Consider the following 27,000-nt stretch of genomic DNA (forward strand, 5'->3'; position numbering starts at 1 on the left):
GACAAAACACATTTTCACAGAAGGAAAGACAAATGACACAATATGAAATTTTAAAACAATACTTTGGATATGACACATTCAGGGACGGACAGGATGTGCTGATTAACAGCATCTTAGAGGGGCGGGATGTGCTGGGCGTCATGCCCACGGGCGCGGGCAAGTCCCTGTGCTATCAGATCCCGGCCCTTATGATGGACGGGATTACCCTGGTCATCTCACCTTTAATATCCCTGATGAAGGACCAGGTGAGCAACCTGAACCAGGTGGGTATCCTGGCTGCCTTTATTAACAGTTCCCTGACCGCGTCCCAGTATATAAAGGTGCTGGAACTGGCGAGGGCCGGCCGGTATCCCATTATCTATGTGGCGCCGGAGCGGCTGATGTCCGAGGATTTCCTCCGGTTCGCCCTGGATGGACGGGTTAAGATATCCATGGTTGCGGTGGACGAGGCCCACTGTGTGTCCCAATGGGGGCAGGACTTCAGGCCAAGCTATCTGAAGATTGTGGATTTTATAAACCAGCTGCCGGTGAGGCCCATTGTAAGCGCGTTTACCGCAACGGCCACGGCGGAGGTCAGGGATGATATCATCGATATCCTTATGCTCAGGAACCCCAATGTGATGACGACCGGATTTGACCGTTCCAATCTTTATTTTGCCGTCCAAAGCCCAAAGGATAAGTACGCCACCCTGGTGAACTATCTGGAACGCCATAAGGGGGAGAGCGGGATCATCTACTGCCTGACCAGGAAGGTGGTGGAGGAGGTCTGCAGCCAGCTTATGCGGGAAGGATTTTCCATGACCAGGTACCATGCCGGTTTAAGTGACAGTGAACGCAAGCGTAACCAGGAAGATTTCATCTATGACAGGGCACAGATCATGGTGGCGACCAATGCCTTCGGTATGGGAATCGACAAGTCCAATGTCAGGTTCGTGGTGCATTACAATATGCCGAAGAATATGGAATCCTATTATCAGGAAGCAGGAAGGGCCGGACGTGACGGTGAGCCTTCGGAGTGTATCCTTTTATACGGAGGACAGGATGTGGTGACAAACCAGTTCTTTATTGACCATAACCAGGATAACGAGGCGCTGGATCCGGTGACCCGTGAGATTGTCATGGAGCGGGACAGGGAGCGGCTGCGCAAGATGACATTTTACTGTTTTACCAATGAGTGCCTGAGGGATTACATACTGCGCTACTTCGGGGAATACGGCAGCAATTACTGCGGGAACTGCTCCAACTGCCTGAGCCAGTTTGAAGAGGTGGACGTGACGGAGATTGCCAGGGCGCTGATTGGGTGTGTTGAGAACTGCCGACAGAGGTATGGGACCAATGTGATCATTGATACGGTCCATGGGGCCAATACGGCGAAAATCCGGAATTACAGGATGGATGAAAGTGCATTTTACGGAGCGCTGTCAAAGGTTCCCACTTATAAACTGCGGCAGGTGATGAACCATCTGATGTTAAAAGAATACCTGGCAGTGACAAATGATGAGTATGCGATTGTGAAGCTTACCAGCAATTCCAGACGGGTAATGGAAGACGGCGAGCCGGTTACGATGAAGATGGCAAAGGAACTGGAACATCCGGCGAAGATAAAGGAAGGGAAGAAGCCTAAGAAGGGAAAGGCTGCCGGCATATCACTTCTGGATTCGGACGAAGGATTATTTGAAAAACTGCGGGCGCTGCGGACGGAAATCGCCAAAGAGGAAGGCGTGCCGCCTTATATTGTGTTCTCGGATAAGACCCTGGTCTCCATGTGCATGGTTAAGCCCGGGACGAAGTCTGAGATGCTTTCGGTATCCGGGGTCGGGGAATTTAAGTTTGAGAAGTACGGAGAGCGTTTTTTGGAGTGTGTAAAAGCAGAGGTGGGGGAAAGGAAGCCTGCATCTGCGCTGCCGGTCAACAGGCAGGAAAATGAAAAAAATGGTAGGAACAGCCCGGAGGACTGGATGGATGAGCCGTCCTATTATAGTGACGATGATCTGTATTTTACCAGCGACAGTGATGACTTTGAAGACTGGAACCTGGAGACGGCCATGGCTGCCTGGGAAACTGGAAGCCAGGAAAGGGAAGCAGAGGGCCATAAGCCTGCATCCAATGGCGGGGCCGTGGAGATGGGGACGGTTAAGAAGAAGGGCAAAAAGTCTAAGACAGAGTTCGTGATGACAGAGGAACTGGCAGAACAGATCCATTATTCGGAACGCGTCTCCCTCAGTGATTTCATCGGACAGATGAATGATCTGCGTGACGGGGATGCCATGAAGCGGCTGACCATAAAATCAGTGGAGCAGTGGCTGATGGACAAGGGATGTTTTGAAGTGTGGTTTTTAAACGGGACTCCCCGGAAGCGCCTGACGGACAAGGGGGAGGAGTTTGGGATCATGGTGGAGAAGAGGCTTAGTGAGAAGGGAAATGAATATGATGTGTTCTTTTATTCGGAAGAGGCACAGCACAGCATTGTGGAATGGCTGTCACGGAGTGGATGGGGCCGTGAATGATTTAATCCGGATAAATTGTCAATAACTTAACACAATCCAGCAGGGCAGACCATGGACAGTCTGCCCTTTTCTCCCCTGTTTTGTCTGGATTGCTTGTTCATCATGCATAAACATATTTTGCTTTATTACATTTCCGTGATATAATAACAGAAAAATACAGAAAGTGGAACCGTTGGGGATATGGGGATGCAAAAGAATAAAAAGTGGTATCGAAGGTTTTGTTTCACAGCCTTTTTCCTGTTAATCAATGTATTGGCTGTTCTGGTATTGGGCAAAAGGGAGGCCCTGTCTGTGGATGCCGGCATGTCGGAACATGCAGAAGCTTCCATGGAGGGGGTGGAGGACGTGATGGGGAACTACATACATTCCTTCCGGCTGTTTGCCCACATGATGGCCCGCGAGATTGAGGAACATCCGGACCCGGATGCAATCTGGGATTATCTGAAGGAGATGGATTCCCGGATGCTGGAGATTGAGGGGGACACATTTGACGGGCTTTATATGTATTACAAAGGACGGTACCTGTACAGCTGGGATACCCCGTATTCAGAGTATGAGGATACGGGCTATGAGGCAACGTCACGTCCATGGTATACGGATGCGGTGAAGGGGGATGGACGGATTGTGTTCACGCCGCCTTATATGAGTTATGCAAACCACTACATACTTTCCACCATTTCTCAGCTGCAGCCGGATGGGGAAACCGTGTTTGCCTACGATATACGCATGGGGGACATACAGGAGCTTGTGTCCTCAATGAAGGCGTATGACGGGGAGCAGATGCTGTTGTTTGATAACAATGGAACGGTTATCGGAAGTATGGATGAGGATTATCTGGGCGGGAACCTGTATACGTCCCAGGCAGAGGCAAAGTCCGCGCTGAACGCTTCCATGGAGGCTTCCCTGGAACTGTCCGGGGAACAGCGGGAGAAGATGGATGAGCAGATCCAGTCGGCATCTGCCTTCCATGCGTTCCGCGCAAGCCTTAACAGCGGTCTGCCAAGGCTGTTGGAGCAGGAGGGGACGGCACTGCGTGTAAAGCTTGGGAACAGGGATTACTATGGTTACCTGCGCCACGGGGATATGTACCATGTCATCATACTGGTGCCTGTACTGTCCATGCTGAAGGCCACGGTACAGGTCTGGCTTGTTCCGTTCCTGCTTCTGGAACTGCTGCTCATCTATGGGGCAGGGCGTGTTACCAAGGAACAGAAGAACAGGGAGCTGCGCGCGGCTTATGTGGAGCTGGGGCAGATGCAGAAGCGTCTGGAGCTTGCCCTGACGGCGGCCCAGAGGGCTGCTGCGGTTGATGACCTGACGGGCCTGATGAATTTTAAGTCATTCCGTGAAAATGTATCCAAATGCATTGAAGCCATGGAACCGGATCAGAGCGGTATCCTTATCATGCTGGACGGCGACCATTTTAAACTGATTAATGATAACTACGGACACCTGGTGGGCGATGAGGTGATTAAACTATCGGCCCAGATGATAATCGGGCGTATCAGGACAATCGACCTTGCGTCCCGGCTCCATGGGGATGAGTTTTCCATATTTGTGGCCAATACAAATGATTATTCGGTTGCCGCGCGGATTGTGGAGGATATCAACCATACCCTGTCAGGGGAGGCGGTAAGGAGGAATATCCCGCCCATAACACTGTCCGCGGGTGCCGTGATTGCACATGGAGGGGACAGCTACGCGGAGCTGGCAAAGCTGGCAGATGCCGCCCTGTACCGGGCCAAGGAAACCCATGACGGCGGGTTCGCCAGTGCGGCCGTTTCCTGACTATGAGGATGATCCTATGAAATTACACCAATTACAATACTTCTGCGCCGCATGCAGAAGCGGCAACATAACCAGGGCTGCTGCTGAGCTTCATGTCTCCCAGCCCTCTATCTCCATGGCAATCAGGGAACTGGAAAATGAGTTTGGGGTCCTGCTTCTTCAAAGGAACAACAAGGGGTTTGAGATAACCCGGGAAGGCACGTATTTTTATGAAAGGGCCATGGTGTTGCTGGAACAGGCGGATGAGCTGAACCAGATGATGTGCGATATGGGGAATCAGAGGAAACGGATTAATCTGGGTATTCCTCCCATGATCGGAACCTTCCTGTTTCCAAAAATGTACAGGGAATTCAGGAAAGCCTTCCCGGAGGTCATGCTCAACTCCCGGGAAGGCGGAAGCCGGTATCTCCTGGAAATGCTGGATGACAGTACCCTGGATTTCGCCATCCTGCCCACCAACCAGCTGTCGGAAGACGCTTATAATATCCTGAAGATGACGGATACGGAAACCGTGTTCTGCGTGTCAAAGGACCATCCTCTGGCCAACCATGAAACCGTTTCAATCCAGGAGATAAAAGAGGAGCCGCTCATCATGTTTAATGACGGCTTTTATCAGAATGTGGTGATTAAGGAGAGGTTTGAAAAGGAAGGCTACCGGCCGAACATACTGCATTATTCCAGCCAGTTCTATACCATCAGGGAGTTCATATCCGACGGGATTACAGGCGGGTTCATGTTCCGGGACATAGCCCAGGCCGTGCCGGATATCAAGGGCATATCCCTGGAGGACCCGCTGCATATCCAGATTGGACTGGTCTGGAAAAAGAACCAGCATATGTTCCATGATGCTGCAAGGTTCCTGGAATTCACGAAGAAGTATGTAAAATCCAATATGTAACGTGATTGATCATCCGGGAGCGCAGGTATCACGGGCTGTACAACGCAATATAGGTAATGCAGTTCCATGGGCAGTTCCATGGCAAATGGCCTGGACAGGAAAACGTCCGGTTCCGGAAGGGGGATAAAAAAGCGTGAAACGGCTTTTGGGGCTGGGTGCATTTAAGAATGCCCCCATCCGTAAGAAGTTGATATTGTCCACATGGCTGGTGGCGATTGTGCCCATTGTGGTCATATTTGCAGTGGTTTTCTTTGTGTTTGTCAATACGGGGGCGGAGAGCGCCAGGCGCCAGGCCCAGCTTTTGCTGGATAAGACCGTGGAGGAGATGGACGGGTATTATAACCAGGCCCAGGAAAGCCTGGGCTTCATGGTCACGGATATGAATGTGCAGACAGCCATTGATAATTATGTGGCGGGCACATATAAGGAGCAGCTTGACCTGCGGGATTTCCTTCGGAACAGGCTTGCCAATGTGTCCACGGTGGGAAGACGGACAGGCGCCATCGCCATCTATATCAGGGAGGCGGACAAGACGTATTCCAGGGATTTTTCGGACCAGCCGCTGTCCAGGATATATGGCGGGATGCCCTGGTTTTCGGACCTGCTGTCAGGAAGGGAAGCATTTGTGCGGACCGAAGGAATCTCCGTGCAGGATAAGAGGCCGGTCTGGATCCTGGCATCCAACATCATCAGCGTGCGCAACGGGGAGGTTCTGGGCCTGGTCTATATGGAACTGGATAAGCAGGCCATGATCCAGCCCTTTTATGACCTGGTGTCCGGGGATGGGGATTCCATTGTGTTTGAAGGCAACAGGATCATCTCAGGACAGGAACGGACGGAGGGAGGGTTTGTGTCCCTGTACTCCTATTCACGGATGTTTGACAGCCAGGTGGAGTACAGGCTTCAGATGAAGGAGCTGCGCCAGGGGTACACGGCGGCCTTTGTGTACTTCATGGCAGGCATGGCGGTGCTGGTGCTCCTGATTTATCTGATGGACAGGTTGCTGGCGGACTGGGTGGCCGGCAGGATCATACGGCTGGGGGAAGCCACCAGACGGATTGCAGCCGGGGACCTGGAGGTGGAGGTTAAGGACGGGCTGAAGGATGAAATCGGGGAACTTGCGCGCAGCTTCAATACCATGGCAAGGGATATGAAACAGCTGATTGAAAATGAGTACCTGGTGAAGATTGAGAGCCAGCAGGCAACCCTGCGCGCCCTCCAGAGCCAGATCAATCCCCATTTTGTCTATAATACGCTGGAGAGCATTTCCATGATGGCCCTGGTCAGGGACCACTATGAGATTGTGGATATGACCCAGGCATTTTCCATGATGATGCGCTATTCCATGGAGCCGTCCCCTCTGGTAACGGTACAGGAGGAACTGGAAAATGTAAGGAATTATGTGACCATCCAGAAAATCCGTTTCCCGGACCGGTTCCGGATGGAGTACCGGGTGGAGGAATCATGCCTGCAGGAAAAACTGCCCCGGCTTACCATACAGCCATTGGTGGAAAATGCCTTCCGGCACGGGTTTGAGGACACGCCTAACCATAAGCGCATCCTGGTTTCCATCTGCAGGCGGAGGGGATTTTTGGAGCTGAGGATATTTAATGACGGGACCACGGTTTCCCATGAGCGGTTATTAAGGGTGCGGTTCCTGCTGGACCCGGACTGCCAGGAGAACACCATGGACTGTTATGCGCTGCGCAATTTAAGCCGGAGGTTAAGGCTTCTGTTCGGGGAAAGGAGCCGGGTGACCCTGCGTTCCGGCGCAGGGACCGGGACCATTGTGTCCCTGAGGATTCCATTGGAAAGGGGGGAGGAGCATGAAACGGATCCTGGTGTGTGAGGATGAGGATTTAATCCGCAAGGGCATCTGTAAAATCGTGGAGAGCTTGTGCCAGGATGTCCAGGTACAGGAGTGTGATAACGGGATGGAGGGCTATAAGGCCATCGCAATGTGGAATCCCCATGTGGTGATCACGGATATCCGCATGCCTGTGATGGATGGCCTGGCAATGATTGAAAAGGCCCAGGCTGACGGGGCCAGGTGCAGCTATGTGATCATCAGCGCGTACCGGGACTTTGAATACGCCAGGACGGCTATCCGCTGCGGTGTGCGGGAATATCTCTTAAAGCCCCTGAACCGGTTTGAGGTGGCGGCCTGCCTGGAACGCCTTCTGGATATAAAGCCAGAGGTGAGGACGGCAAATGGCAGCGGTAAGACGGAGGTCGCGGATGATGGGGGAAGCATCGGGAAGGCAATCCAGTACATAGAGAATAATTTTTACCGCAGTATCAGCCTGGAGGAGGTGAGCCAGGCGGTCCACATGAATACGGCTTATTTCTCCACGCTGTTTAAGAAGCAGACCGGGAAAAAATACATTGATTATGTGACGGACCTGCGCATGGAGAAGGCGCGCAAGCTGATTCTCAACACGGACCTTAAGATTGGGGCCATTGCGGAGATGGTGGGATATGGGAGTACCAAGCATTTTACAAGGATTTATAAGGAAAAATTTGGGACCACACCCAATGCGGACCGTTGATATAGACAAAATATTAACGTATTATCGTCAAAAACTATAAAAATAGCACTAAAACCAAATTTTACGTCCCTTCAACTTTGGAGGGACTTTGTTTATAATTTAAGTATGATAGTTGAAACGGGACCATATGATCCGCAGCACAGGCTGCGCAGAGAAGAGGAGGTATTTTATGAAAAAAACACTTGCGGTCATGATGTCGGCGCTGATGGTGGGAGGATTGGCACTCAGCGGCTGCGGAGGCGGCCAGACAGCCACCACGGCAGCGCCCACGGAGGCGGCTAAGACAGAGGCGGCCGGGACAGAGTCCGCGGCAGAATCAGCTGCACCGGTGGCCGCTTCAGGGGAACAGGTGACGATTACGATCAGCAACTGGCTGGAGGCGGAGGAGGCCACATCGGCAATCTTTAAGGAACTGCTGGATGATTTCATGGCTGCCAACCCGGATATCAAGGTTGAGTCCCAGGCCATCCCATTCAACCAGTACAAGGACCAGGTCCTGATTGCAGGTACCTCAGGCAATGCAGCGGACGTAATCATGGGGAATTCACAGATGATGAGCGCCTTTAACGGGGCAGGCATCCTGGCTGAACTGGATTCCCTGGCTTCCAAGGATGTGCTGGATGATATCTATCCCGGTTACCTGTCCGGCACTACATATGGCGGCAAGGTAAAGGCACTGTCATGGGCGCCCCACCCCATTGCCATGTATTACAACAAGGATTTATTTACCAAGGCAGGCCTGGACCCTGAGAAGGCGCCTGCAACCTGGGATGAGATGACGGAGGCTGCCAAGGCAGTGGCAGCGCTTGGCAAGGACGATTCCGGCAATACCATCTACGGCCTGGGGCTTCCCACGGGCAAGGTTGCACACACGGGAACTGTGTTTAACGGTATCTTCTATACCTTTGGCGGACATTTTGTGGATAAGGACGGGGTGGTTGACCTGAATAATGAAGGCAATGTGGCAGCCCTGACCTGGACCAAGGAGCTGGTGGATGCCAAGGTGATTCCGGCAGGACTTGAGATTAAGGATTTGCGCGGATTGTTCGCATCCGGCCAGATCGGCATCATATTTGACGGTGACATGGGCCGCGGCGCGTTCCGGGCCAGCAGCGGTATCGGCGAGGAATTTGATAAGAAAATGGGAATCGCCATTATCCCGGCAGGAGAGACAGGCAGAAGCGAGACCGTGTATACAGAGCACCAGCTGGCTGTATTTGAGAAATCAGAGCACAAGGAAGCAGCCATCCGCCTGGTAGAGTACCTGATTGGCAAGGATGCAATGTTAAAGTACCACAAGTCCAATGCGGTCCTCTCTGCAAGGAAATCCATAGCAACCCTTCCTGAGATGAATGAGGATTATTTCATGGAGGTATTTAACAAGCAGTCTGAAACAGCCAGCCCGCTTCCGGCCACCAATGCCATGTTTGATAATGCCATGAACGAGGTGACCAAGGCCATTGAGCGTATTGTTGTCAATAATGAGGACATTGCCACGGTGCTGGACGAGACAAATGCAACAATCAGAGAGATGTATGGACAGTAAATAAAACGTGAATCCAGAAGTCAGGGAAGCATCAGTCTGAATCAGGAGCGGCTGCAGATCATCCTGCATCCGCTCCGCTTTTATCAATGGGAGGTCTGGCATGGGAACAAAGAAAAAAGTCAACTGGTTTATGGTGATGCTTCTGGTGCCCGCGGTGGCAATGCTCATGGTCACCATCATCATACCTGTGTTTGTTGTGATTGGGATGAGCTTTTACCATTACAACCTATTGGACATGAATCATATCACATGGAATGATTTTGCCAATTACAAGGCGGTGTTTAAGGATGCGGAGTTCATCCGTACCTTTGGGCGGACCCTTATCTATGTGTGCAGTACGGTGGCAGCCCAGTTTTTTATCGGCCTGGGCGTGGCGCTTCTGCTTAACAGCAAAAACCTGAAGGGAAGGAAGCTGTTCCGGAGCCTCCTGTTCCTTCCGTGGACCATCCCGTCCCTGGTGGTGGCGGTTACCTGGATGTTCATATTCCAGCCGCAGTATGGCATTGTGAACTATCTGCTGAACCTGGGGGATTACAGTGTCCTTGGAAGTCCGGGGACAGCCATGGCCGGCGTGGTGATATCCGCGGTCTGGAAGCAGATGCCCCTTATGATGATTATGCTTCTATCCGGGTTACAGACCGTTCCCGAGGATTTAAAGGAGGCGGCTGAGATAGACGGGGCCACGGGACTTCAGAAGTTTTTATGCATCACGGTTCCCTGTATCATGCCGGTTGTGAGGACAGTGACCCTTACCTCCATCGTGTCCAACTTCCAGATGTTCGTGCTGTTCTTCACCATGACAGGAGGAGGTCCGGTAAGGGCCACCACCACGTTGCCGCTGTACACCTATGAGACAGCATTCTCAGGCTTTAACCTGGGTAAGGGCGCTGCCATCGGTGTGTGCTGGCTGGTGTTCCTGATTATCTTCTCCACTATTTACAACAAGGTCCTTTCCGCCAAGGAAGTGGAATATTAAGGAGGTGCGCGGATGAAAAAGAAAATATGGCAGTCCATTCTTAAATATGCATCCATAACAGCCATTACCATATGCTTTGTTTTTCCCATTTACTGGATGCTGCTCACCTCCATCAAGCCCAATGAAGCCATCTTGAAGCTTCCGCCCCAGTTTGTCCCGGTGACCACCACCATGGCCAATTACAGGGGAATCCTGACGGACGGCAAGTTCCTTGTATTCTACAGGAACAATGTGATCGTATCGGGAATCACCACCCTGGTGACCCTTATCCTGGCGGTATTGGCAGCCTATTCATTTTCCAGGTACCGGTTCAGGGGGAGCCGGTTTGTGATGATGCTGTTTCTTTCCACCCAGATGTTCCCGGCCATGACCCTTCTCATAGCCCTTTACAACATGTACTTCCGTCTGGGGCTTTTGAATACCTATACGGCCCTGGTGCTGGCCTGCTCCACCAATGCCCTGCCCATGTCGGTGTGGATACTCAAAGGATTTTTTGACACCATATCCAAGTCCCTGGAGGAGGCTGCCTATATTGACGGCTGCTCCAAGGGAAGGACCCTCATGCAGGTCATCCTGCCCCTGGTAAAGCCGGGTATCCTGGCAGTGGGACTGTACTCCTTCCTGATTTCCTGGGAGGATTTCCTCTGGGGCCTGACCCTGGTCAACAAGACCGGGATGCGCACCCTTGCCTCCGGTATCGCAATGACCTATCTGGGCGAATACAATTACGATTGGGGAAGGGTCATGGCGGCAGCGGTGGGCGCGGCCATCCCCATCCTGGTCATATTCATCTTTTTGCAGAAATACATGATAGCGGGCCTTACCGCAGGGGCGGTGAAGGAATAGGCCTGGATAAAGGAACGGTGGTTTGAGAAATGGAGGAAGTCATGAAACAGAAGCAGAATATAGTATTTTTCTTTTCCGACCAGCAGCGGGCGGACACCCTGGGATGCAACGGGCAGCCCCTGCCGGTCACACCGTGCCTGGACCGGTTTGCATGTGAGGATGCGGTGAATTTTTCCAATGCATTCACGCCCCAGCCAGTGTGCGGCCCGGCCAGGGCCATGCTTCAGACCGGGCTGTATCCGACACAGACCGGCTGTTACCGCAACGCGGTCTCCCTTCCGGCGGAGCAGAAAACCCTGGCCGGATACCTGAGGGAGGCGGGCTACCGGGTGGCTTATGTGGGAAAATGGCATCTGGCTTCGGATGAGCATGAGAACCACTATGAAACCATTCCGGTTCCCCTTGAACGGCGGGGAGGGTATGATGATTACTGGATGGCCGCGGATGTGCTGGAGTTTACCTCCCATGGATATGGCGGCTATGTGTTTGACAAGGATGGCAATAAACTGGAGTTTACCGGCTACAGGACAGACTGCCTGACCGACCACGCGGTCCGTTACATTGAGGAGTATGACGGCGGGGAACCGTTTTTCCTGATGGTTTCCCATATTGAACCGCACCATCAGAATGACAGGGGGGATTATGAGGGGCCGGAGGGAAGCAGGGAGCGGTTCGGGGATTTTGTGCCTCCGGCCGACCTGGAACCTGGAAAAGGGGACTGGGAAAAGTTTTACCCGGATTACCTGGGCTGCTGCCATGCACTGGATACTAATTTCGGCCGTGTGGTTGAGGCATTGAAGGAAAAGGGGATTTACGGACAGACCATGGTGGTTTATGCCAGCGACCACGGCTGCCACTTCCGCACCCGCTCGGATGAGGTGGTGGAACACGGTTATGATGACTATAAGCGCAACAGTTTTGAGGGAACCATCCATGTCCCCCTGCTGATTAAAGGGGATGGGTTCAGGAAAGGCGTAAACGAGGAACGGGTGGTAAGCCTTCTGGACCTGCCGAGGACCATCCTGACAGCGGCCGGGATTGAAACCGGGAAACTGGACCTTCAGGGACGTCCCCTCCAGGAGGTGGATGCCCCTGACTGGGAAGAGGAGGTCTATATCCAGATCAGTGAAAGCTTTGTGGGCCGGTCCTTGCGCACCAGACGGTATAAATATGTGGTATATGCCCCTGAGGCCAACCCCTGGACGGAAAGCGGAAGTCCTGTTTATCAGGAGAAATATCTGTTTGACCTGGAACGGGATCCGTTGGAGAGGAATAACCTTATTGCAGAGCCTGGTTATGGGGCGGTGAAGGAGCGTCTGCGGGAACGGATTTTGAAGCTGGGGGTTAAGGCCGGGGAGGATTTTTGTGTGAAATGAAACCAGCAGAAAGGGCATGGCTGTTTCTGGTATGGAATATACCATGAGGCGGTTATGCCCTTTCTTTTTATGCCTTTTTTGCGATAAGATTTCTTGATGACCTGATTAGAAAAAAATATTTTACTTATGACGGATAAAAGATTACGATATAGGCAGACAAAAAAAAGGAGGGGTATGGCATTGAAGACACATAAGATTGCTGTAATCGCAGGTGATGGAATTGGGCCTGAAGTGCTGGCTGAGGGGGTCAGGGTCTTAAAGCAGGTGGCGGAATGCGACGGAGGATTTTCGTTTGAATTTACATATTTTCCGTGGGGATGCGAGTACTATTTAAAGACAGGGAAAATGATGGATGAGGACGGGATTGGAAAGCTGAAACAGTTTGACGCCATCTTCTTAGGGGCAGTGGGATATCCCGGTGTGCCGGACCACATCTCACTGTGGGATCTGCTCCTGAACATACGCAAAAGCTTTGACCAGTACGTGAACCTGCGGCCGGTAAAGCTGCTGGAAGGGGCGCCGTGTCCCCTGAAGGATGTGGACAGGAAAGACGTTGACATGATATTTGTGAGGGAGAACAGCGAGGGCGAATACGCGGGGAGCGGCAGCTGGCTGTTTAAGGGAAAACCTCATGAAGTGGTGCTTCAGGAGGGCGTATTCTCCAGGCACGGATGTGAACGCATCATCCGTTATGCCTATGATCTGGCAAGGGAAAAGGGCAGGACCCTGACCAGTATCAGCAAGGGGAATGCCCTGAATTATTCCATGGTTTTCTGGGATCAGATATTTAAGGAGGTGGGAGCGGATTACCCGGATGTGAAGACATTTTCCTATCTGGTAGACGCGGCCAGCATGTTCATGGTAAAGGATCCGGGACGGTTTGAGATAGTTGTCACCTCCAACCTGTTCGGGGATATCCTGACGGATCTGGGCGCTGCAATTGCAGGGGGCATGGGACTGGCGGCAGGAGCAAACCTGAACCCGGAACGGGAGTTCCCGTCCATGTTCGAACCAATCCATGGCTCTGCGCCGGATATTGCGGGACAGGGAAAGGCCAATCCCCTGGCCACGGTCTGGTCTGCAAGCCAGATGCTGGATTTCTTTGGATACAGACAGTGGGGGGAAAGGCTGATTGATATCATCGAGGAGATCCTGAAGGAGAAAAAGGTACTTACACCTGACCTTGACGGCACGGCAACCACAAGCCAGGTGGGGGACGAAGTTATTTCAAAGCTGAGGCAGTAAAAGCAAGACTATTATATGGAGGGTGCATATGTGGAGAGATAAGAACTGGGGAGATTATAAGTTCCATTTGGTGATTTTGGTTTGCTGTATCCTGGCAGAGGCTGTTGGCCCTATCAAGATACCGGTTGGCGGGGTTACGGTTACACTTCTTCCGCTGCTGTATTCCATGATTTTCGTTCTGATTGTTTATATGATTAAGCCAATCCGGTTTGTGAAGGAAAAGCAGGCAGAAATCGGTTCGGCGCTTCTGACACTGAGCGTGGCATTCCTGATGGCAAAGCTGGGAATTACCAGCGGCGCTTCCATTAAGGATGTAATCAGCGCGGGTCCTGTGCTGATCCTGCAGAACCTGGGAAATGTGGGGACCCTGCTGGTTGCACTTCCCATTGCCCTTCTTCTTGGAATGGGGCGTGAGGCTGTGGGCATGACCCATGCAATGAGCCGTGAACCTAACGTGGCCCTGATTTCCGATATGTTCGGGGCTGACTCCGCTGAGTTTAAGGGAGTCATGACCTGTTATATCGTGGGTACTATTTTCGGTACCATTTTCATGAGTATTGTACCGCCCATATTTGTGAGCCTTGGCATCTTTTCACCGGAATCAGCGGCCATGGCAGTGGGGGCGGGCAGTGCGTCCATGATGACGGCCGGTCTGGCTGGTGTCATGGAGGCGGCGCCTACAGCTAATCCGGATGTGCTGACTGCATTTGCCAGTATCAGCAATGTGATTTCTTCATCGATTTCAGTATATCTGGGGTTGTTCATCACGGTGCCGCTGGGGAACGTTATCTATAAGGCCATGAAAAAAGGAAAATAGGGGGATTTCATATGGATAAGGAGAACAGAGTCAGTTTTGGGAGTGAGTTTTTTGATTGGGTCATGACATTCATTATCGTGGCAATCCTGTCAGTTGCCTGTAACATTGTAGGCTATGGAGGAATACTTTTGGAGTCCATACCGGGGATGCTTATCTTTGCTGTCATCAGCCTGGCCGGGCTGACGGTGAAGCATTTTGTTCCTGGAAACCTTCCGGCGGTTGCTTACATAGCGCTGATCGGTATGCTGGTGGCAATGCCATTTTCACCCATATCCGGGTTTGTCATCTACTGGGCCAATAAGGTGGCGCTGATGGCGGTCGTGACACCGATCCTTGCATACGCAGGCGTGATTGTTGGCCGTGACTGGCGGGAGTTCGTGAAGATTGGCTGGAAGGGAATCGTTGTCTCGCTGCTGGTCATCCTGGGCACGTTCTTTGTTTCGGGCGGCATGGCGGAAGTGATGGGGCGGATATTTGGTATGTGACGGATTGTGCGTTAAGCAGAGGAAAGGAGAGGGAACATGGAGAATTTCCCATTATTGGAAATAGAGGGTACACCTTATGAGATTGGATATAGGCACGGCGAGGTTTTTAAGGAAAAGATAGCAGGAACCATCCAATGCTACCGGGAAATGTTTAAGGATTATTCGGATTTGGAATGGGAGCGGGCAAAGGAACTTTCCACCCGGTTTACGGATATCATCCGTGACTACAATCCGGATTATCTGGAGGAGATAAAAGGCGTTGCAGCGGGTTCCGGGTTTTCGTTTGAGGATATCCTTGCACTTAACTGCCGGAGTGAACTGGTATTCGTGGGCAACGAGATGGATAAGGCGGACGGCGGATGTACGTCCATCGGAATCAGCAGCGACGCAGGGGCGGGAGGCGACGCCTTCCTGGCCCATAACTGGGACTGGAAGACCAGCCAGAGGGCGTCCATGGTCATGATGAAAATCAGGCAGAAGAACGGAAAGCCGGATATCTTCATGGTGACTGAGGCAGGGATTATCGGAAAGACCGGCTTTAACAGCGCCGGTATCTGCCTGTACCTGAATGCCCTGTCCACTAACCAGGCCCCTAAGGGACTTCCGCTCCACCTGGCCATGAGGGGAATCCTGGACTGCAGCTCACTGGCAGAGGCCATTGGCGCCGCCACCAGGTTCCCGCTGGGGTGCTGTGCCAACTTTATGATTGGCCATAAAAATGGGGAGTGCGCTGACATTGAGATAGAGAACGAGGATTTTGATGTGCTGTATCCAAGGGATGGAATCCTGGTCCACACCAATCATTTTGTCAGCCCCCGCCTTCCTATCCTGCCCAGGAAGGACACGTCCAAGCAGAAGTTCCCGGATACCTTCGTACGGCTGGGAAGGGCGGATAAGCTGCTGAGGAAGAAAGGCAGGGATATATCGGAGAAGGATATCATGGAAGTGCTCAGGGACCATGTGGAATATCCGTCCAGTATCTGCAGACATGAGGATCTGACTGCGCCAAAGGGGAAAAGGATGGGAACCGTCTTCTCCATGGTGGTCAACCTGACCCAGGGGAGGATTTATTTCTGTAAGGGGAATCCTTGTGAGCAGGGGTATGAGGAGTATGGGATTTAAAAACGGAGGATATGGGATTTAAATCCGGATTATAAAGGCTTTAACGGTTAAGGAAAGATGCGTTGGTTATATGAGACAGATTGTGCTGCCCGGGAACGGGCAGCCTTTTTTGGCTGTCATGATGGCTTGATTATTTATTCACTATATGATGTTTGTGTTATGAAAGAAGTAAAAACTTTCTTAACTCTCCTAACAAAACTGGTTGGATTTATGTAATGATTTAGTATCATTTACCCGAGGGGAAAGCTGATTGGAATTAAAAACAGTGAAAATTGATAAAAAATATGTAGAAATTTAGAAAAAATATTGACTTTGCACAAAGAGTGTGGTAAATAATAGATATGAGTTACTTAAGAGGGTTAAGTTAGTCCGGAAAACTACTGAATATAAGGCAAAGGGGGATGGGAAGTTGGACTTGGTAATAGGGGTGGATTTCGGAAGTGACTCTGCCAGGGCAGTTGTGATTGATGCAAAGGATGGACATAAGGAGGGGGAAGGTATCTGTGAGTATCCCAGGTGGATGGAAGGAAGGTACTGTGATTCCTCCAAAGGAATGTTCAGACAGCATCCGAAGGATTATATAGAGGCATTGGAACAATGTGTGAAGGAAGCGCTGGAAGATGCGGGGCCGGATGCAGGGAAAAAGATAAGGGCCATGTCAGTCGATACGACAGGTTCTACCCCATGCCCTGTTGACGGGAACGGGATACCGTTAGCATTGCTTCCGGAATTTTCAGATAACCCTAATGCGATGTTTTACCTTTGGAAAGACCATACTGCAATTGCAGAGGCAGCAGAAATCAATGAAGCGCTTAGTAACTTTGAAGGGGAGGATTACACCAGGTTTCAGGGAACATACTCTTCAGAGTGGTATTGGGCAAAAATCCTGCATGGAGTGAGGACGGATGCAGAAGTAAGAAAAAGGGCTTATTCCTGGGTAGAGCACTGTGACTGGATTCCAGGGATGCTGACTGGGCAGATGAAACCGGATACTATGTACAGGTGCAGCTGCGCGGCAGGACACAAGGCGCTGTGGCACAGTGATTTTGACGGGCTTCCATCAGCAAAGTGCCTGGGAAACGTGGATCCCTATCTGGGGACCATGATTAAGCGGTATGTTTCAGAACCAAAGACCTCGGTACACCCGGTTGGAAGGATAACGAAGGAGTGGGCTGGCCGGTTAGGGCTGAATGAGAATGTAATCATTGGAGGGAGTTCCCTGGATGCCCATGCAGGTGCGGTTGGTGCCGGAATCAAGCCGGGCATCCTGGTCAAGGTAGTGGGGACATCTACTGTGGACATGCTGGTAAACACAAGGGAAGACCTGCGGGGCAGTGACCTTAAGGACTGCTGCGGACAGGCTGAGAACTCAATTATCCCTGGCTATATAGGAATGGAGGCAGGACAGGCGGCTTTTGGTGATATTTACTCATGGTACCGCAGGCTTTTAATGTGGCCGGTGAAGGAACTGGCGTGTCAGATGGGAATGGCGGGCAGGGAAAAGGAACAGTATATAGCCATGATGCAAAAGGAACTGATTAATAAGCTTTGCCGGGATGCCATGAATTTGGAGGATGAAGCGGATCTGATTGTCCTGGACTGGTTTAATGGCAGGCGATATCCCATGATTAATGAGTCAGTCAAAGGCGCGGTCAGCGGACTGACCCTGGGAACCAGCGCGGTATCACTGTTCCGGTCCATTGTCCTATCAACTGTGTTTGGTTCCAGACGTATTTTTGATTCATTTATCACCAGGGGCATTAAGATTGACGAGGTGATTACGGTAGGTGGCATAGCCAAGCGTTCCCCGCTGGTAATGCAGATGATGGCCGATGTGCTGAAAAGGCCCATTAAAGTGGCCAGGTCAGAACAGGCCTGTGCCCAGGGCGCTGCCATGTATGCGGCTGCCGCGGCAGGCATTTATGCAGATTTACTGGAAGCCCAGGAGCATATGGTGGAAGGTTTTGAAAGAATTTACACACCTGATGTGAAAATGTTTGGGAAATATGATATTCTATATAAAAAATATCTATCATTAGGACGTCATATTGAACAGATGCAGGGAGATATGTAATCCTTTTGAGGAAAGAGAAGAATACATATGCAAAAGGGTGACAACAGTTTAATTAATTTTACAAATAAAGTAAATGTACTCAATCTGTTATGGAAAGAACCATCAATCTATCGCGCTGAAATTGCAAGATGTACCAGTCTCTCCATACCTACTGTCATGAAAATCATAGATGATTTATCTGCCAGGGGTCTGGTAAAGGAAGTTGGCAAGGGAGTCTCAAGCGGAGGAAAACCGCCTGTGATGCTGGAGTTCAGTAAATCAGCATATTACATTATTGGGGTTGATATCAATGAGTCCTGGACTGAGGTTGTTCTTGTGAATCTTTTACTGGAAATAGAAGAAAAAAGGATTCAGGATATACGGGTAACAGATACGGTTGATTCTGTCATCCAGCGGGTCATAAAGGAAATACATACAATCCTGGAACATAATAGTGACAAAGCAGGGAAGATTCTTGGCATTGGAATGGGAATACCGGGGCTGATTGATCCCAAACAGGGATATATATCCTATTCGCCGGAACTTAACTGGCGTGATGTGAGGATGAAGGAAATATTCCGAAAGCATTTTGATGGCGAGATTGTCATTGAAGAGCGCACCCGTGCCATGGCATCTGCCGAGATGCGGATTGGCAGGGCACAGAATGTGAAGAATTTCCTGTATGTGAATATCAGTTCGGGTATCGGTTCTGCCATTGTAATGAATGGAAAACTGTATTATGGAAATAACAAATCCTCAGGAAGGCTGGGCCACATGGTGGTGGAAAAGGACGGTTTTTCCTGTAATTGCGGAAATCATGGATGTCTGGAGCTATATGCTTCCGGTAATGCCATAGCAAGGAATGCAAGGCAGATGATACAGAAGGACCATAATTCATTGATTTATGACCTGGTTTTTGGGGACGTGGAGAAAATAGATGTATATACTGTATTTGAAGCAGCCAGGAATAATGATGGACAGGCACTTAAGGTGTTAAAGGATGCAGCACAATATCTTGGGATGGCTGTTTCCAGTGTCATTAACCTGATGGATCCCCAGCTGATTATATTTGAAGGAAAGGTCTGCAGGACAGGGGATGTTTTTATGGGCCTGTTTGAGCAGGCGCTGAATGAACGCTATTCCGGGTATATTGACAATGAGATTGAAATCGTTATTGGCAAAGGAAGCAGTAATATGGCTTCCATTGGAGCAGCAACTTTTATATTGGAGCAGTTCCTTGCCACAGGGGGAGATTTTAGCAAAATCCTGGAGCCAGTAGAGAATGGTATAGGAGAGTAAGCGCCTTAAGGGAGATTGTTTTTTATAGCAAAAACAATGGAATGTATTAAGGAGGTATTTATGAGAAAGAAATTAGTTGCAGCAGTATTAAGTATCTGTATGTGCCAGTCGCTGCTGGCAGGGTGCGGTCAGAAAGCAGAGGAAAAGACAACCGGGGCACCGGACGGCACGGCCCAGACAACCGGACAGGAGTCTCCGGCAGCAGAGGTTAAGGAGGGGGAGGATATTACCCTTAAATTTGCCACTTGGGAAGCCAGTGACCTGGAGCGTCAGGCCATCCAGCGCGCGATTGACGGATTCGAAGATTCCCATCCCAATGTATCCGTGGAATATACGGTAAATTCCTTTAGTGAACATCATGCCAAGCTTAACACACAGATTAATGCCGGTGATGCCCCGGATGTATTCTGGGTGAATCCGGAATATATGAGGGATTTTGTGGACCGCGGCCAGCTGATGGACCTGACGGACCTTATGGATGAGAAGGGGGTGGATGTATCCGATTATCTGCCTTCATCCCTTGAGAAAATGCAGTATGAGGGAGAAAACGGGGATACACATATATATGGCGTTGACTGCTGTATTGTAGGACCGGTTATTTTCTATAATAAGGATTTGTTTGACGAAGCAGGGGTGGAATATATTCCTACTAAGAAGGAAGACCAGTGGACCTGGGATGAATTTGTGGAAAACATGGAGAAACTTACTAAGGTGGAGGATGGCAAGACAGTACAGTACGGTACCAGTAATTTCGAGGAAAAATTTTCCCTGTACACAACACTGGAACTGTTGGGGTCCAATGGAGCTGATTGGTTTAATGATGATTATACACAGGCGGTAGGGATTGATTCTGAAGCAACCAGGGACACCCTGACTAAAATAAAGGAGCTCAGGACCGTGTACGGTGTAGCCCCCAATCCCACGGCAGTTGGTGTTGACACAAGCCATTCACCGACCCAGATGTTCATGACGGGACAGGTTGCTTCTATTTTTGTCGGTTCCTATGCACTTCAGGAACTGTCACAGTCAGGAATCAATCTGGGGGCCGGTCTTCCTCCTAAGATGGCAGAAGGCACAAAACCAATTGGCTCAGCTAACCTTGATTGTATCTGGAAGGATACAAAGCATCCGGAAGAGGCATTTGAACTGGTGCAGTACCTGACAAGTGTTGATGTGTGCTCAGATGTTTATAAGACGGGACTTTGGATGCCGAACCGGGTTTCACTTTACAAAGAAGAGAACCAGGATAAATGGTACAATCCCGAGGTATATCCGGAAGGGTGGCTGGATATGACATGGCTGTGGACAGAAGCGTCCCTGAGGCCATTTGACCATCTGCGCAATACGGATGAAATCTATGATACATGTACCGTTTATATGGAGGATTATTTCTATAATGATGGAGATTTGGACTCCATACTTCCGGAGTGGCAGGAAGAGGTAAATGCGCTTCTGGAAGAATAGAAGGTCTGATTTCAAGTTGACTTACAGGACAGGACGTGGAGGGTACAATGGGTAAGGGACGAAAGAAAGTTGTGTACAATGATGCCTTCTGGGCAGGCATATTCCTGCTGCCCAGCCTGATTGGGCTGGTGATATTCACAATCTATCCGCTGTTTAAATCATTATATCTGAGTTTTACGGATTGGGATTTTGTGCATAAGGCTAACTTTATTGGTGCTGGAAACTATGTAAAGATGGTTTCGGATACAAAGTTTTTAAGGGTGCTGCAGAATACCCTTGCCTATACAGCAGTTACGGTTCCTGTCCTGATTATAGTTCCGCTGGTACTGGCGGTTGCACTTAATCAGAAGATAAAAGGAATCCGGTTTTTCCGGGCAGCCTACTTTGTTCCGGTCATTGCCTCCACGGTGTCTGTTTCATTAATCTGGCAGTGGATGTTCAATGCGGACTTTGGAATGGTAAACTACATTCTGGGGGTGCTGGGGATTCCCGGCCCTAACTGGCTGACAGATAAGTCCTTTGCGCTTCCGGCAGTCATGTTTACAAGCATTTGGAAAAATGTGGGTTATAATATGATGCTGTTCCTGGCAGGACTGCAGAATATACCGGGGGATTATTATGAGGTGGCAGAACTGGAGAAAATAACCATCTTGCAGAAGTTCAGGTACATAACCGTACCTCTGTTAAAGCCCACCACGCTGTTTGTGACGATTATTACAATCATCAATTCCTTTCAGGTCTTTGACCAGGTTGTCATCATGACAGGCGGTGGGCCTGCCAGGCACTCATCCGTCCTTGTGCATTACATTTACCAGAATGCATTCAAATTCTATAATATGGGTTATGCCTGTGCACTTGGATGGGTACTGGCTGCCATTATATTCATACTCACATTAATCATGTTCGTGATTAATGGACGCAGTGACGGTTAGGGGGTGCGGTATGAAAAAGAAAACAAAAGAACGGCTTGTAAAGACCTTTTCAATGATTATCCTGCTAGCTGGTTCAGCGCTGATGCTTCTTCCGTTTTTCTGGATGGTATCCACTTCCTTTAAGGATTTAAGTGATGTATTTGTGTATCCTCCCAAATTTTTTGGCTCATTCTTAAAATGGTTCAATTATGTGGATGTGCTGCAGCGGTTTGATTTCCTGCCCATGTTTACCAATACGCTTCTGGTGACCATCGGGGTACTGGTAACTGAGCTGATTACTAGTACTATGGCTGGATATGCATTTGCCTGCCTGAAGTTCAGGGGAAAGAACGTATTGTTTTTATTTTATCTGATTTCCATGATGATTCCGTTCCATGTCATGCTGGTTCCTACCTTTGAACTGCTGAAGAATATGAATCTGCTGAACTCCCTGTGGTCGCTTATCTGGCCGGTTCTTACACTTCCATTTGGCGTATTCCTGATGAGACAGTTTTTTGGGGACCTTCCTATTGAACTGGCTGAATCCGCCAAGATTGATGGGTGTACTCCATGGGGGATTTTCACAAAGATATATCTTCCCCTTTCAAAACCATCCGTTGCGACACTTTCTATTTTTATTTTTATTGCTACATGGAATGATTTTTTAAAGCCTTTGATTTATTTAAGTGACAGTAAGAAGAACACGCTGACATTGGGAATCTACCTGATGCAGGGCACCTACTCAACCAACTGGCCTGTCCTGATGGCAACCTGTACGTTGAGCCTGCTTCCGGCGCTGATACTTTTCCTGTGCATGCAGGATCTGTTTGTGGAAGGGATTGCAATGTCTGGTATTAAGGGTTAAGGAATGAATGTTAAAACACACCCTAGGAGGATGTATCATGCTTGAGACACGGGAACAATTAGAAGAACTGTTAAAAAACGGGGTCAGGGATATTGAAGATGCCGCAGAAATTGCTGACAAAGATCCATTGAGGCCAAGGTATCATTTCCATTCCCCTTCCCAATGGATGGATGACCCGAACGGTATTATTTATCATAAAGGATATTACCATATGATGTACAGCTTAAATCCCAATACATCAAAGCACCGCGCCGGAATGGTATATAAGACCGCCCACCGGGTGTGGGATCCACGGCATGAGGACTGGACAGGCGGAATTACGGTTTGGGGGCATGCGCGGAGCAAGGACATGGTGCATTGGGAGCATCTGCCCATAGCCCTTTACCCTGTCATTGAAAAGGGTGAGCATTTTATCTGGTTTGGGACAACTGCTTTAAATGATAATGGAACCCCGATAGCTGTTTATACAAGTGTCGGTCCTGAAAAGCGTCCGGAGGATACGGCAGACCAGTGGCTGTGGTTTGGGGACGATGACCTGCTGGAATGGAAACCTGCTGAGGATAATCCTGTACTGGATTATGATCTGCACGGGGATGAACGGCTTACTGAGTGGAGGGACCCCTTCGTCGTGAAGCACGGCGGGAAAGGATATCTGATTCTGGGAGCCAGACGCATTGGGAAAGAAAAGAACGATGCGGTGATTGCACTGTATGAAGCACGGAATCCTGAATATACGGAATGGTCCTATAAAGGCGTCATCTTCAGCTTGGAAGACAGGGAGGTGCCCAGCTGTGAATGTCCTAACCTTGTAAAGATACAGGATAAATGGGTCATATTGGTATCGCCTCATGGCGCGGTTGAATACTATGTGGGGAACATGGATTTTGAACACGCGCATTTTACTGTGGAATCCAGTGGGATGGTGGATTTTAGCACTAATTTTTATGCAACGAATGTTCTTGAGGATGACAGAGGACGTAAAATCATGTGGGGAGCAGTGGAAGGCTTTTCCAACACAAAGGGATGGAATGGGTGCGTATCCCTTCCAAGGCAGCTTTCTGTTTCTCAGGACGGACATCTGCGTCAAAATCCGGTGGAAGAGCTTAAATCCCTTAGGGATGACCATACTGCATTTTCCGGTGCTGTGACAAGCGATAAGAACCAGAAGCTATTTGACATCAGGGAAGGCACCGCAGAAATCAAGCTTTGGGTCAGGCTGGACAGCGCCATCAAGCTCATCCTGCCTTCAGGAAAGGGCGAGGTAATCAGGATAGGATGTGATTTTGTCAGCGCAGGTACAAAAAAGGCTCCTTGGGAGAAAAAGGATGAACATGAACTGACTATATTCCTGGACAGGACGGTTATTGAGATATTCCTCGACGATGGTACATGCCTGACATCCGTGCTGCCACAGGCTATTACAGAGGGAACTGTGGAAGCCGCAGCCGAAGGCGGGCCGGCCGAAGTAAAGGCGGATGCATATAATCTGCGATGTGCGGATTTATTTTCGAAAGAGTTATTCCGCTAGTGGATGATTGCAAAAGAAAACAGCAGGCGGCTGGATGAAGGGAATGGGTTCATTCAGCCGCTTATTTTTTGGAGGTAAAAATGAAGGATACGGAACTTAGAAAAAAAGCGGTAAAGGTGCGTAAAGGCGCGCTTGAAGCAATCTATGAGGCTGGTTCGGGGCATCCGGGGGGCTCGCTTTCCTCGGCTGATTTATTTACATATCTTTATTTTGAGGAGATGAATGTGTCGCCGGAATTGGCTGACAGTGGGGACAGGGACAGGTTCGTACTGTCCAAAGGACATACGGCGCCTGGTCTGTATTCCGTTCTGGCGGAAATGGGATATATTCCCCGTGAGGACCTACGTACTCTCCGGCACACCGGTTCTTATCTGCAGGGACATCCGGATATGAAGCATACCCCAGGAATTGATATGTCTACAGGTTCCCTTGGACAGGGGATATCTGCTGCAGTGGGGATGGCTCTAGCAGCTAAAATGCAGAAAAGGGATTACAGGACCTATGTATTGGTGGGGGACGGTGAGATTCAGGAAGGACAGGTATGGGAGGCCGCCATGTTTGCAGCTGCCAGAAGACTGGATAATATGGTTGTGATTGTGGATAATAACGGATTACAGATTGATGGAAGGATTGAAGATGTTTGCAGTCCTTATCCGATTGCGGATAAATTCCAGTCCTTTGGGTTTCATGCCATGTGCGTGGACGGTCATGATTTTTCAGCACTGAGAAGTGCTTTTCAGGAGGCAAGGCAGATAAAGGGAAAGCCCAGTACCATTATTATGAAGACTGTAAAAGGAAAGGGTATTTCTTTTATGGAAAATCAGGCAGGATGGCATGGAAAAGCACCCAATGAAGCAGAATACCGGATGGCAATGAAGGAATTGGAGGAATGGGAGGCAGGATTATGCAGCAAGTAAAAAAGACTGCTACAAGGGAGAGCTACGGCAATACCCTGGTTGAACTGGGAAAGGAAGATAACAGGATTGTGGTTCTGGATGCAGACCTGGCGGGGGCCACCAGGACGGCGTACTTTAAAAAGGCGTATCCTGACAGGCATATTGACTGTGGTATTGCAGAGGCTAATATGATAGGAATTGCTGCCGGGCTTGCTACAGCCGGTATGATACCTTTTGTCAGCAGCTTTGCCATGTTTGCGGCAGGAAGGGCATATGAACAGATACGTAACTCTGTTGGATACCCTCATCTGAATGTAAAAATAGGGGCAACCCATGCAGGTATATCGGTGGGAGAGGACGGCGCTACCCATCAATGTAATGAAGATGTGGCGCTAATGCGCACGATTCCGGGCATGGTGATAATCAATCCGTCCGATGATGTGGAGGCAAGGGCTGCAGTACGTGCTGCTGCCATGTATGACGGACCGGTATATCTGCGGTTCGGCAGGCTTCCTGTACCGGTAATCCATTCGGACCCGGATTATAAGTTTGAGATTGGAAAAGGAATCCAGTTGTCAGAAGGGGAGGATGTTACCCTGGTCGCGACCGGGCTGATGCTTGCAAAGGCATTGGAGGCTATAAAGTATCTGGAGGCAGATGGGATTCATGCAGGTGTAATTGATATTCATACTATTAAGCCGTTAGATGGTGAAATTATTCTGAAGGCAGCCAGAAAAACAGGAAAGATTGTGGTTTTGGAGGAGCATTCTGTTATTGGGGGACTGGGAAGCGCTGTAACAGAACTGCTGTCAGAATTTTTCCCGGTACCTGTGAAGCGTATCGGAATGAATGATGTATACGGACAGTCCGGTCCGGCAGAAGAACTGCTGCAATATTACGGGCTTAACGCAGAAGGCATTTACCGCCAGGTGAAAGTATTCCTGTGAAACTGTAAAGTTTCCGCTATCTGGTACGATAATATAAATAACAGGAATTTACTATCGGCCAAGAGGGAGGATACAGGATGAGGATACAGTTCAGTGCGGGCCAGCCCCGCAATACGGTCATCAATGCTGCGAGGGTCAACGCATCCTTTGCAAAAAGAGGGGCTGCCGGCAGCAGGGAAAGTCAGGGGAACAGGGCCAGGAAGGACCGCCTTACGCTCTCGCCCCAGGGGAAGCTGATGAGCATGATAGACAACCTGACAAAGCAGAAGCAGTCCATCATGGACCGGAAAAACAGCCTGATTGAGGAGACGCTTAAAAACGGCGGGAAGGTGGAGGATATTAAGGACCAGCTGAAAAATTATGGCAGGCAGCTGGCTGATATCGATAAGCAGATTACGGGACTCTATGCCCAGCAGGCCAAAGAGGCCGCAGGACAGGAGGATAAGAAAAAGTCAGGAAAATCCCATGCCGCCAGGACGGAAGAACAGGCTGAGACAGAATATCTGAGCAATCTGGCCAACCTGTCGGACGGCATAAAGCATGCGGAGACGGTTTCCTCGGTGAAAAACCGTGTTGAGGGAGAGGTTCATGTAAAGGAAGCGGAGCTTGGCATGGGTGAACTTCATGTGGATGTGCTGTCCGGCAAGGGAGAGGGTGTCACGGTCAAGGACATGATTGATAATGAGATGGGCGCCCTGGAAAGAAAGGAAAAGGAGATTGCCGGGTTAAGGGACCAGGCGGACCAGCTGGCTGAAAGCCAGGGCAGGGAACTGAAGGAGTCTGTGGATGAACTGAAGGAGAGCAAAGAGGACGCCAGCCACGCGGATGAGGAGGAACCGTCCAAGGGGATGCTGACGGAAGGACAGGAATAAGGTTATCAAT

22 protein-coding genes are annotated in these 27,000 nt (G+C 50.0%); all 22 read left to right on the top strand.

What is annotated here, in order from left to right:
• Window positions 1-32: 32 nt before the first annotated feature.
• The 22 genes from recQ to MCJ35_RS00185 all read left to right on the top strand — a co-directional run bounded on the left by recQ (window position 33) and on the right by MCJ35_RS00185 (window position 26,990).
• A complete protein-coding gene (gene recQ, locus MCJ35_RS00080; protein WP_240299302.1) occupies window positions 33-2,507 on the top strand; it encodes a DNA helicase RecQ in 2,475 nt (824 codons plus the stop codon).
• A gap of 186 nt (window positions 2,508-2,693) precedes the next feature.
• On the top strand, window positions 2,694-4,295 hold the full coding sequence (locus tag MCJ35_RS00085) for a sensor domain-containing diguanylate cyclase (protein ID WP_025483569.1): 1,602 nt from the start codon (window positions 2,694-2,696) through the stop codon (window positions 4,293-4,295).
• Between the two features lie 16 nt (window positions 4,296-4,311).
• A complete protein-coding gene (locus MCJ35_RS00090) occupies window positions 4,312-5,193 on the top strand; it encodes a LysR family transcriptional regulator (protein ID WP_008721213.1) in 882 nt (293 codons plus the stop codon).
• Between the two features lie 133 nt (window positions 5,194-5,326).
• Complete coding sequence (locus MCJ35_RS00095) at window positions 5,327-7,042, top strand: sensor histidine kinase (protein ID WP_025483566.1); 1,716 nt, start codon at window positions 5,327-5,329, stop codon at window positions 7,040-7,042.
• Window positions 7,020-7,742 carry a response regulator transcription factor gene (locus MCJ35_RS00100; protein WP_025483564.1) on the top strand — a complete coding sequence of 241 codons (723 nt, stop codon included), beginning with the start codon at window positions 7,020-7,022 and terminating at the stop codon, window positions 7,740-7,742. The genes MCJ35_RS00095 and MCJ35_RS00100 overlap by 23 nt, the downstream gene beginning before the upstream one ends.
• Before the next feature lie 169 nt (window positions 7,743-7,911).
• A complete protein-coding gene (locus MCJ35_RS00105) occupies window positions 7,912-9,288 on the top strand; it encodes an ABC transporter substrate-binding protein (RefSeq protein ID WP_025483562.1) in 1,377 nt (458 codons plus the stop codon).
• Window positions 9,289-9,388: 100 nt separating this feature from the next.
• Window positions 9,389-10,264: a carbohydrate ABC transporter permease gene (locus MCJ35_RS00110; protein WP_025483560.1), complete on the top strand. Its 876-nt coding sequence runs from the start codon at window positions 9,389-9,391 to the stop codon at window positions 10,262-10,264.
• Between the two features lie 12 nt (window positions 10,265-10,276).
• On the top strand, window positions 10,277-11,110 hold the full coding sequence (locus MCJ35_RS00115) for a carbohydrate ABC transporter permease (RefSeq protein ID WP_025483559.1): 834 nt from the start codon (window positions 10,277-10,279) through the stop codon (window positions 11,108-11,110).
• 41 nt (window positions 11,111-11,151) lie between these two features.
• Entirely contained in the window at window positions 11,152-12,486 is a 1,335-nt protein-coding gene (locus MCJ35_RS00120) for a sulfatase family protein (RefSeq protein WP_025483558.1), read from the top strand.
• Between the two features lie 174 nt (window positions 12,487-12,660).
• On the top strand, window positions 12,661-13,731 hold the full coding sequence (locus MCJ35_RS00125) for a tartrate dehydrogenase (protein ID WP_034576568.1): 1,071 nt from the start codon (window positions 12,661-12,663) through the stop codon (window positions 13,729-13,731).
• A 28-nt stretch (window positions 13,732-13,759) separates the two neighbouring features.
• On the top strand, window positions 13,760-14,548 hold the full coding sequence (locus MCJ35_RS00130; protein WP_034576566.1) for a DUF3100 domain-containing protein: 789 nt from the start codon (window positions 13,760-13,762) through the stop codon (window positions 14,546-14,548).
• A gap of 11 nt (window positions 14,549-14,559) precedes the next feature.
• Window positions 14,560-15,033: a hypothetical protein gene (locus MCJ35_RS00135; RefSeq protein ID WP_025483555.1), complete on the top strand. Its 474-nt coding sequence runs from the start codon at window positions 14,560-14,562 to the stop codon at window positions 15,031-15,033.
• Window positions 15,034-15,069: 36 nt separating this feature from the next.
• A complete protein-coding gene (locus tag MCJ35_RS00140) occupies window positions 15,070-16,155 on the top strand; it encodes an acyl-CoA--6-aminopenicillanic acid acyl-transferase (RefSeq protein ID WP_025483554.1) in 1,086 nt (361 codons plus the stop codon).
• A 409-nt stretch (window positions 16,156-16,564) separates the two neighbouring features.
• On the top strand, window positions 16,565-18,229 hold the full coding sequence (locus tag MCJ35_RS00145; protein ID WP_025483553.1) for a ribulokinase: 1,665 nt from the start codon (window positions 16,565-16,567) through the stop codon (window positions 18,227-18,229).
• A 27-nt stretch (window positions 18,230-18,256) separates the two neighbouring features.
• Window positions 18,257-19,507, top strand: a complete 1,251-nt coding sequence (locus tag MCJ35_RS00150) for an ROK family transcriptional regulator (RefSeq protein ID WP_025483552.1) — start codon at window positions 18,257-18,259, stop codon at window positions 19,505-19,507.
• Between the two features lie 60 nt (window positions 19,508-19,567).
• On the top strand, window positions 19,568-20,971 hold the full coding sequence (locus tag MCJ35_RS00155) for an ABC transporter substrate-binding protein (protein WP_025483551.1): 1,404 nt from the start codon (window positions 19,568-19,570) through the stop codon (window positions 20,969-20,971).
• Window positions 20,972-21,018: 47 nt separating this feature from the next.
• A complete protein-coding gene (locus tag MCJ35_RS00160) occupies window positions 21,019-21,903 on the top strand; it encodes a carbohydrate ABC transporter permease (protein WP_025483550.1) in 885 nt (294 codons plus the stop codon).
• Between the two features lie 10 nt (window positions 21,904-21,913).
• A complete protein-coding gene (locus tag MCJ35_RS00165) occupies window positions 21,914-22,747 on the top strand; it encodes a carbohydrate ABC transporter permease (protein ID WP_025483548.1) in 834 nt (277 codons plus the stop codon).
• Window positions 22,748-22,784: 37 nt separating this feature from the next.
• On the top strand, window positions 22,785-24,275 hold the full coding sequence (locus MCJ35_RS00170) for a glycoside hydrolase family 32 protein (RefSeq protein WP_025483546.1): 1,491 nt from the start codon (window positions 22,785-22,787) through the stop codon (window positions 24,273-24,275).
• An 80-nt stretch (window positions 24,276-24,355) separates the two neighbouring features.
• On the top strand, window positions 24,356-25,192 hold the full coding sequence (locus tag MCJ35_RS00175; protein WP_025483545.1) for a transketolase: 837 nt from the start codon (window positions 24,356-24,358) through the stop codon (window positions 25,190-25,192).
• The gene (locus tag MCJ35_RS00180) at window positions 25,180-26,118 is read left to right on the top strand and encodes a transketolase family protein (protein ID WP_025483544.1); all 939 of its coding nucleotides are present in this window, start codon (window positions 25,180-25,182) and stop codon (window positions 26,116-26,118) included. Before MCJ35_RS00175 ends, MCJ35_RS00180 begins: the two co-directional genes overlap by 13 nt.
• Before the next feature lie 77 nt (window positions 26,119-26,195).
• Window positions 26,196-26,990, top strand: coding sequence for a hypothetical protein (locus MCJ35_RS00185; RefSeq protein WP_025483542.1), 795 nt, complete (start codon window positions 26,196-26,198; stop codon window positions 26,988-26,990).
• The last annotated feature ends 10 nt before the right edge of the window (window positions 26,991-27,000 follow it).

Origin of the sequence: Enterocloster sp. OA13, assembly GCF_022440595.1 — a bacterium.
Taxonomy (GTDB): domain Bacteria; phylum Bacillota; class Clostridia; order Lachnospirales; family Lachnospiraceae; genus Enterocloster; species Enterocloster hominis.

Excerpts from the sequence above, each read along its gene's own strand:
- MCJ35_RS00085 (WP_025483569.1), top strand. The coding sequence starts at position 2,694 with ATGCAAAAGAATAAAAAGTGGTATCGAAGGTTTTGTTTCACAGCCTTT.
- MCJ35_RS00135 (WP_025483555.1), top strand. The coding sequence starts at position 14,560 with ATGGATAAGGAGAACAGAGTCAGTTTTGGGAGTGAGTTTTTTGATTGG.
- MCJ35_RS00155 (WP_025483551.1), top strand. The coding sequence starts at position 19,568 with ATGAGAAAGAAATTAGTTGCAGCAGTATTAAGTATCTGTATGTGCCAG.
- MCJ35_RS00150 (WP_025483552.1), top strand. The coding sequence starts at position 18,257 with ATGCAAAAGGGTGACAACAGTTTAATTAATTTTACAAATAAAGTAAAT.
- MCJ35_RS00165 (WP_025483548.1), top strand. The coding sequence starts at position 21,914 with ATGAAAAAGAAAACAAAAGAACGGCTTGTAAAGACCTTTTCAATGATT.
- MCJ35_RS00185 (WP_025483542.1), top strand. The coding sequence starts at position 26,196 with ATGAGGATACAGTTCAGTGCGGGCCAGCCCCGCAATACGGTCATCAAT.
- MCJ35_RS00140 (WP_025483554.1), top strand. The coding sequence starts at position 15,070 with ATGGAGAATTTCCCATTATTGGAAATAGAGGGTACACCTTATGAGATT.
- recQ (WP_240299302.1), top strand. The coding sequence starts at position 33 with ATGACACAATATGAAATTTTAAAACAATACTTTGGATATGACACATTC.
- MCJ35_RS00110 (WP_025483560.1), top strand. The coding sequence starts at position 9,389 with ATGGGAACAAAGAAAAAAGTCAACTGGTTTATGGTGATGCTTCTGGTG.
- MCJ35_RS00100 (WP_025483564.1), top strand. The coding sequence starts at position 7,020 with ATGAAACGGATCCTGGTGTGTGAGGATGAGGATTTAATCCGCAAGGGC.
- MCJ35_RS00115 (WP_025483559.1), top strand. The coding sequence starts at position 10,277 with ATGAAAAAGAAAATATGGCAGTCCATTCTTAAATATGCATCCATAACA.
- MCJ35_RS00090 (WP_008721213.1), top strand. The coding sequence starts at position 4,312 with ATGAAATTACACCAATTACAATACTTCTGCGCCGCATGCAGAAGCGGC.
- MCJ35_RS00180 (WP_025483544.1), top strand. The coding sequence starts at position 25,180 with ATGCAGCAAGTAAAAAAGACTGCTACAAGGGAGAGCTACGGCAATACC.
- MCJ35_RS00125 (WP_034576568.1), top strand. The coding sequence starts at position 12,661 with ATGGCATTGAAGACACATAAGATTGCTGTAATCGCAGGTGATGGAATT.
- MCJ35_RS00160 (WP_025483550.1), top strand. The coding sequence starts at position 21,019 with ATGGGTAAGGGACGAAAGAAAGTTGTGTACAATGATGCCTTCTGGGCA.
- MCJ35_RS00130 (WP_034576566.1), top strand. The coding sequence starts at position 13,760 with ATGTGGAGAGATAAGAACTGGGGAGATTATAAGTTCCATTTGGTGATT.
- MCJ35_RS00170 (WP_025483546.1), top strand. The coding sequence starts at position 22,785 with ATGCTTGAGACACGGGAACAATTAGAAGAACTGTTAAAAAACGGGGTC.
- MCJ35_RS00105 (WP_025483562.1), top strand. The coding sequence starts at position 7,912 with ATGAAAAAAACACTTGCGGTCATGATGTCGGCGCTGATGGTGGGAGGA.
- MCJ35_RS00175 (WP_025483545.1), top strand. The coding sequence starts at position 24,356 with ATGAAGGATACGGAACTTAGAAAAAAAGCGGTAAAGGTGCGTAAAGGC.
- MCJ35_RS00120 (WP_025483558.1), top strand. The coding sequence starts at position 11,152 with ATGAAACAGAAGCAGAATATAGTATTTTTCTTTTCCGACCAGCAGCGG.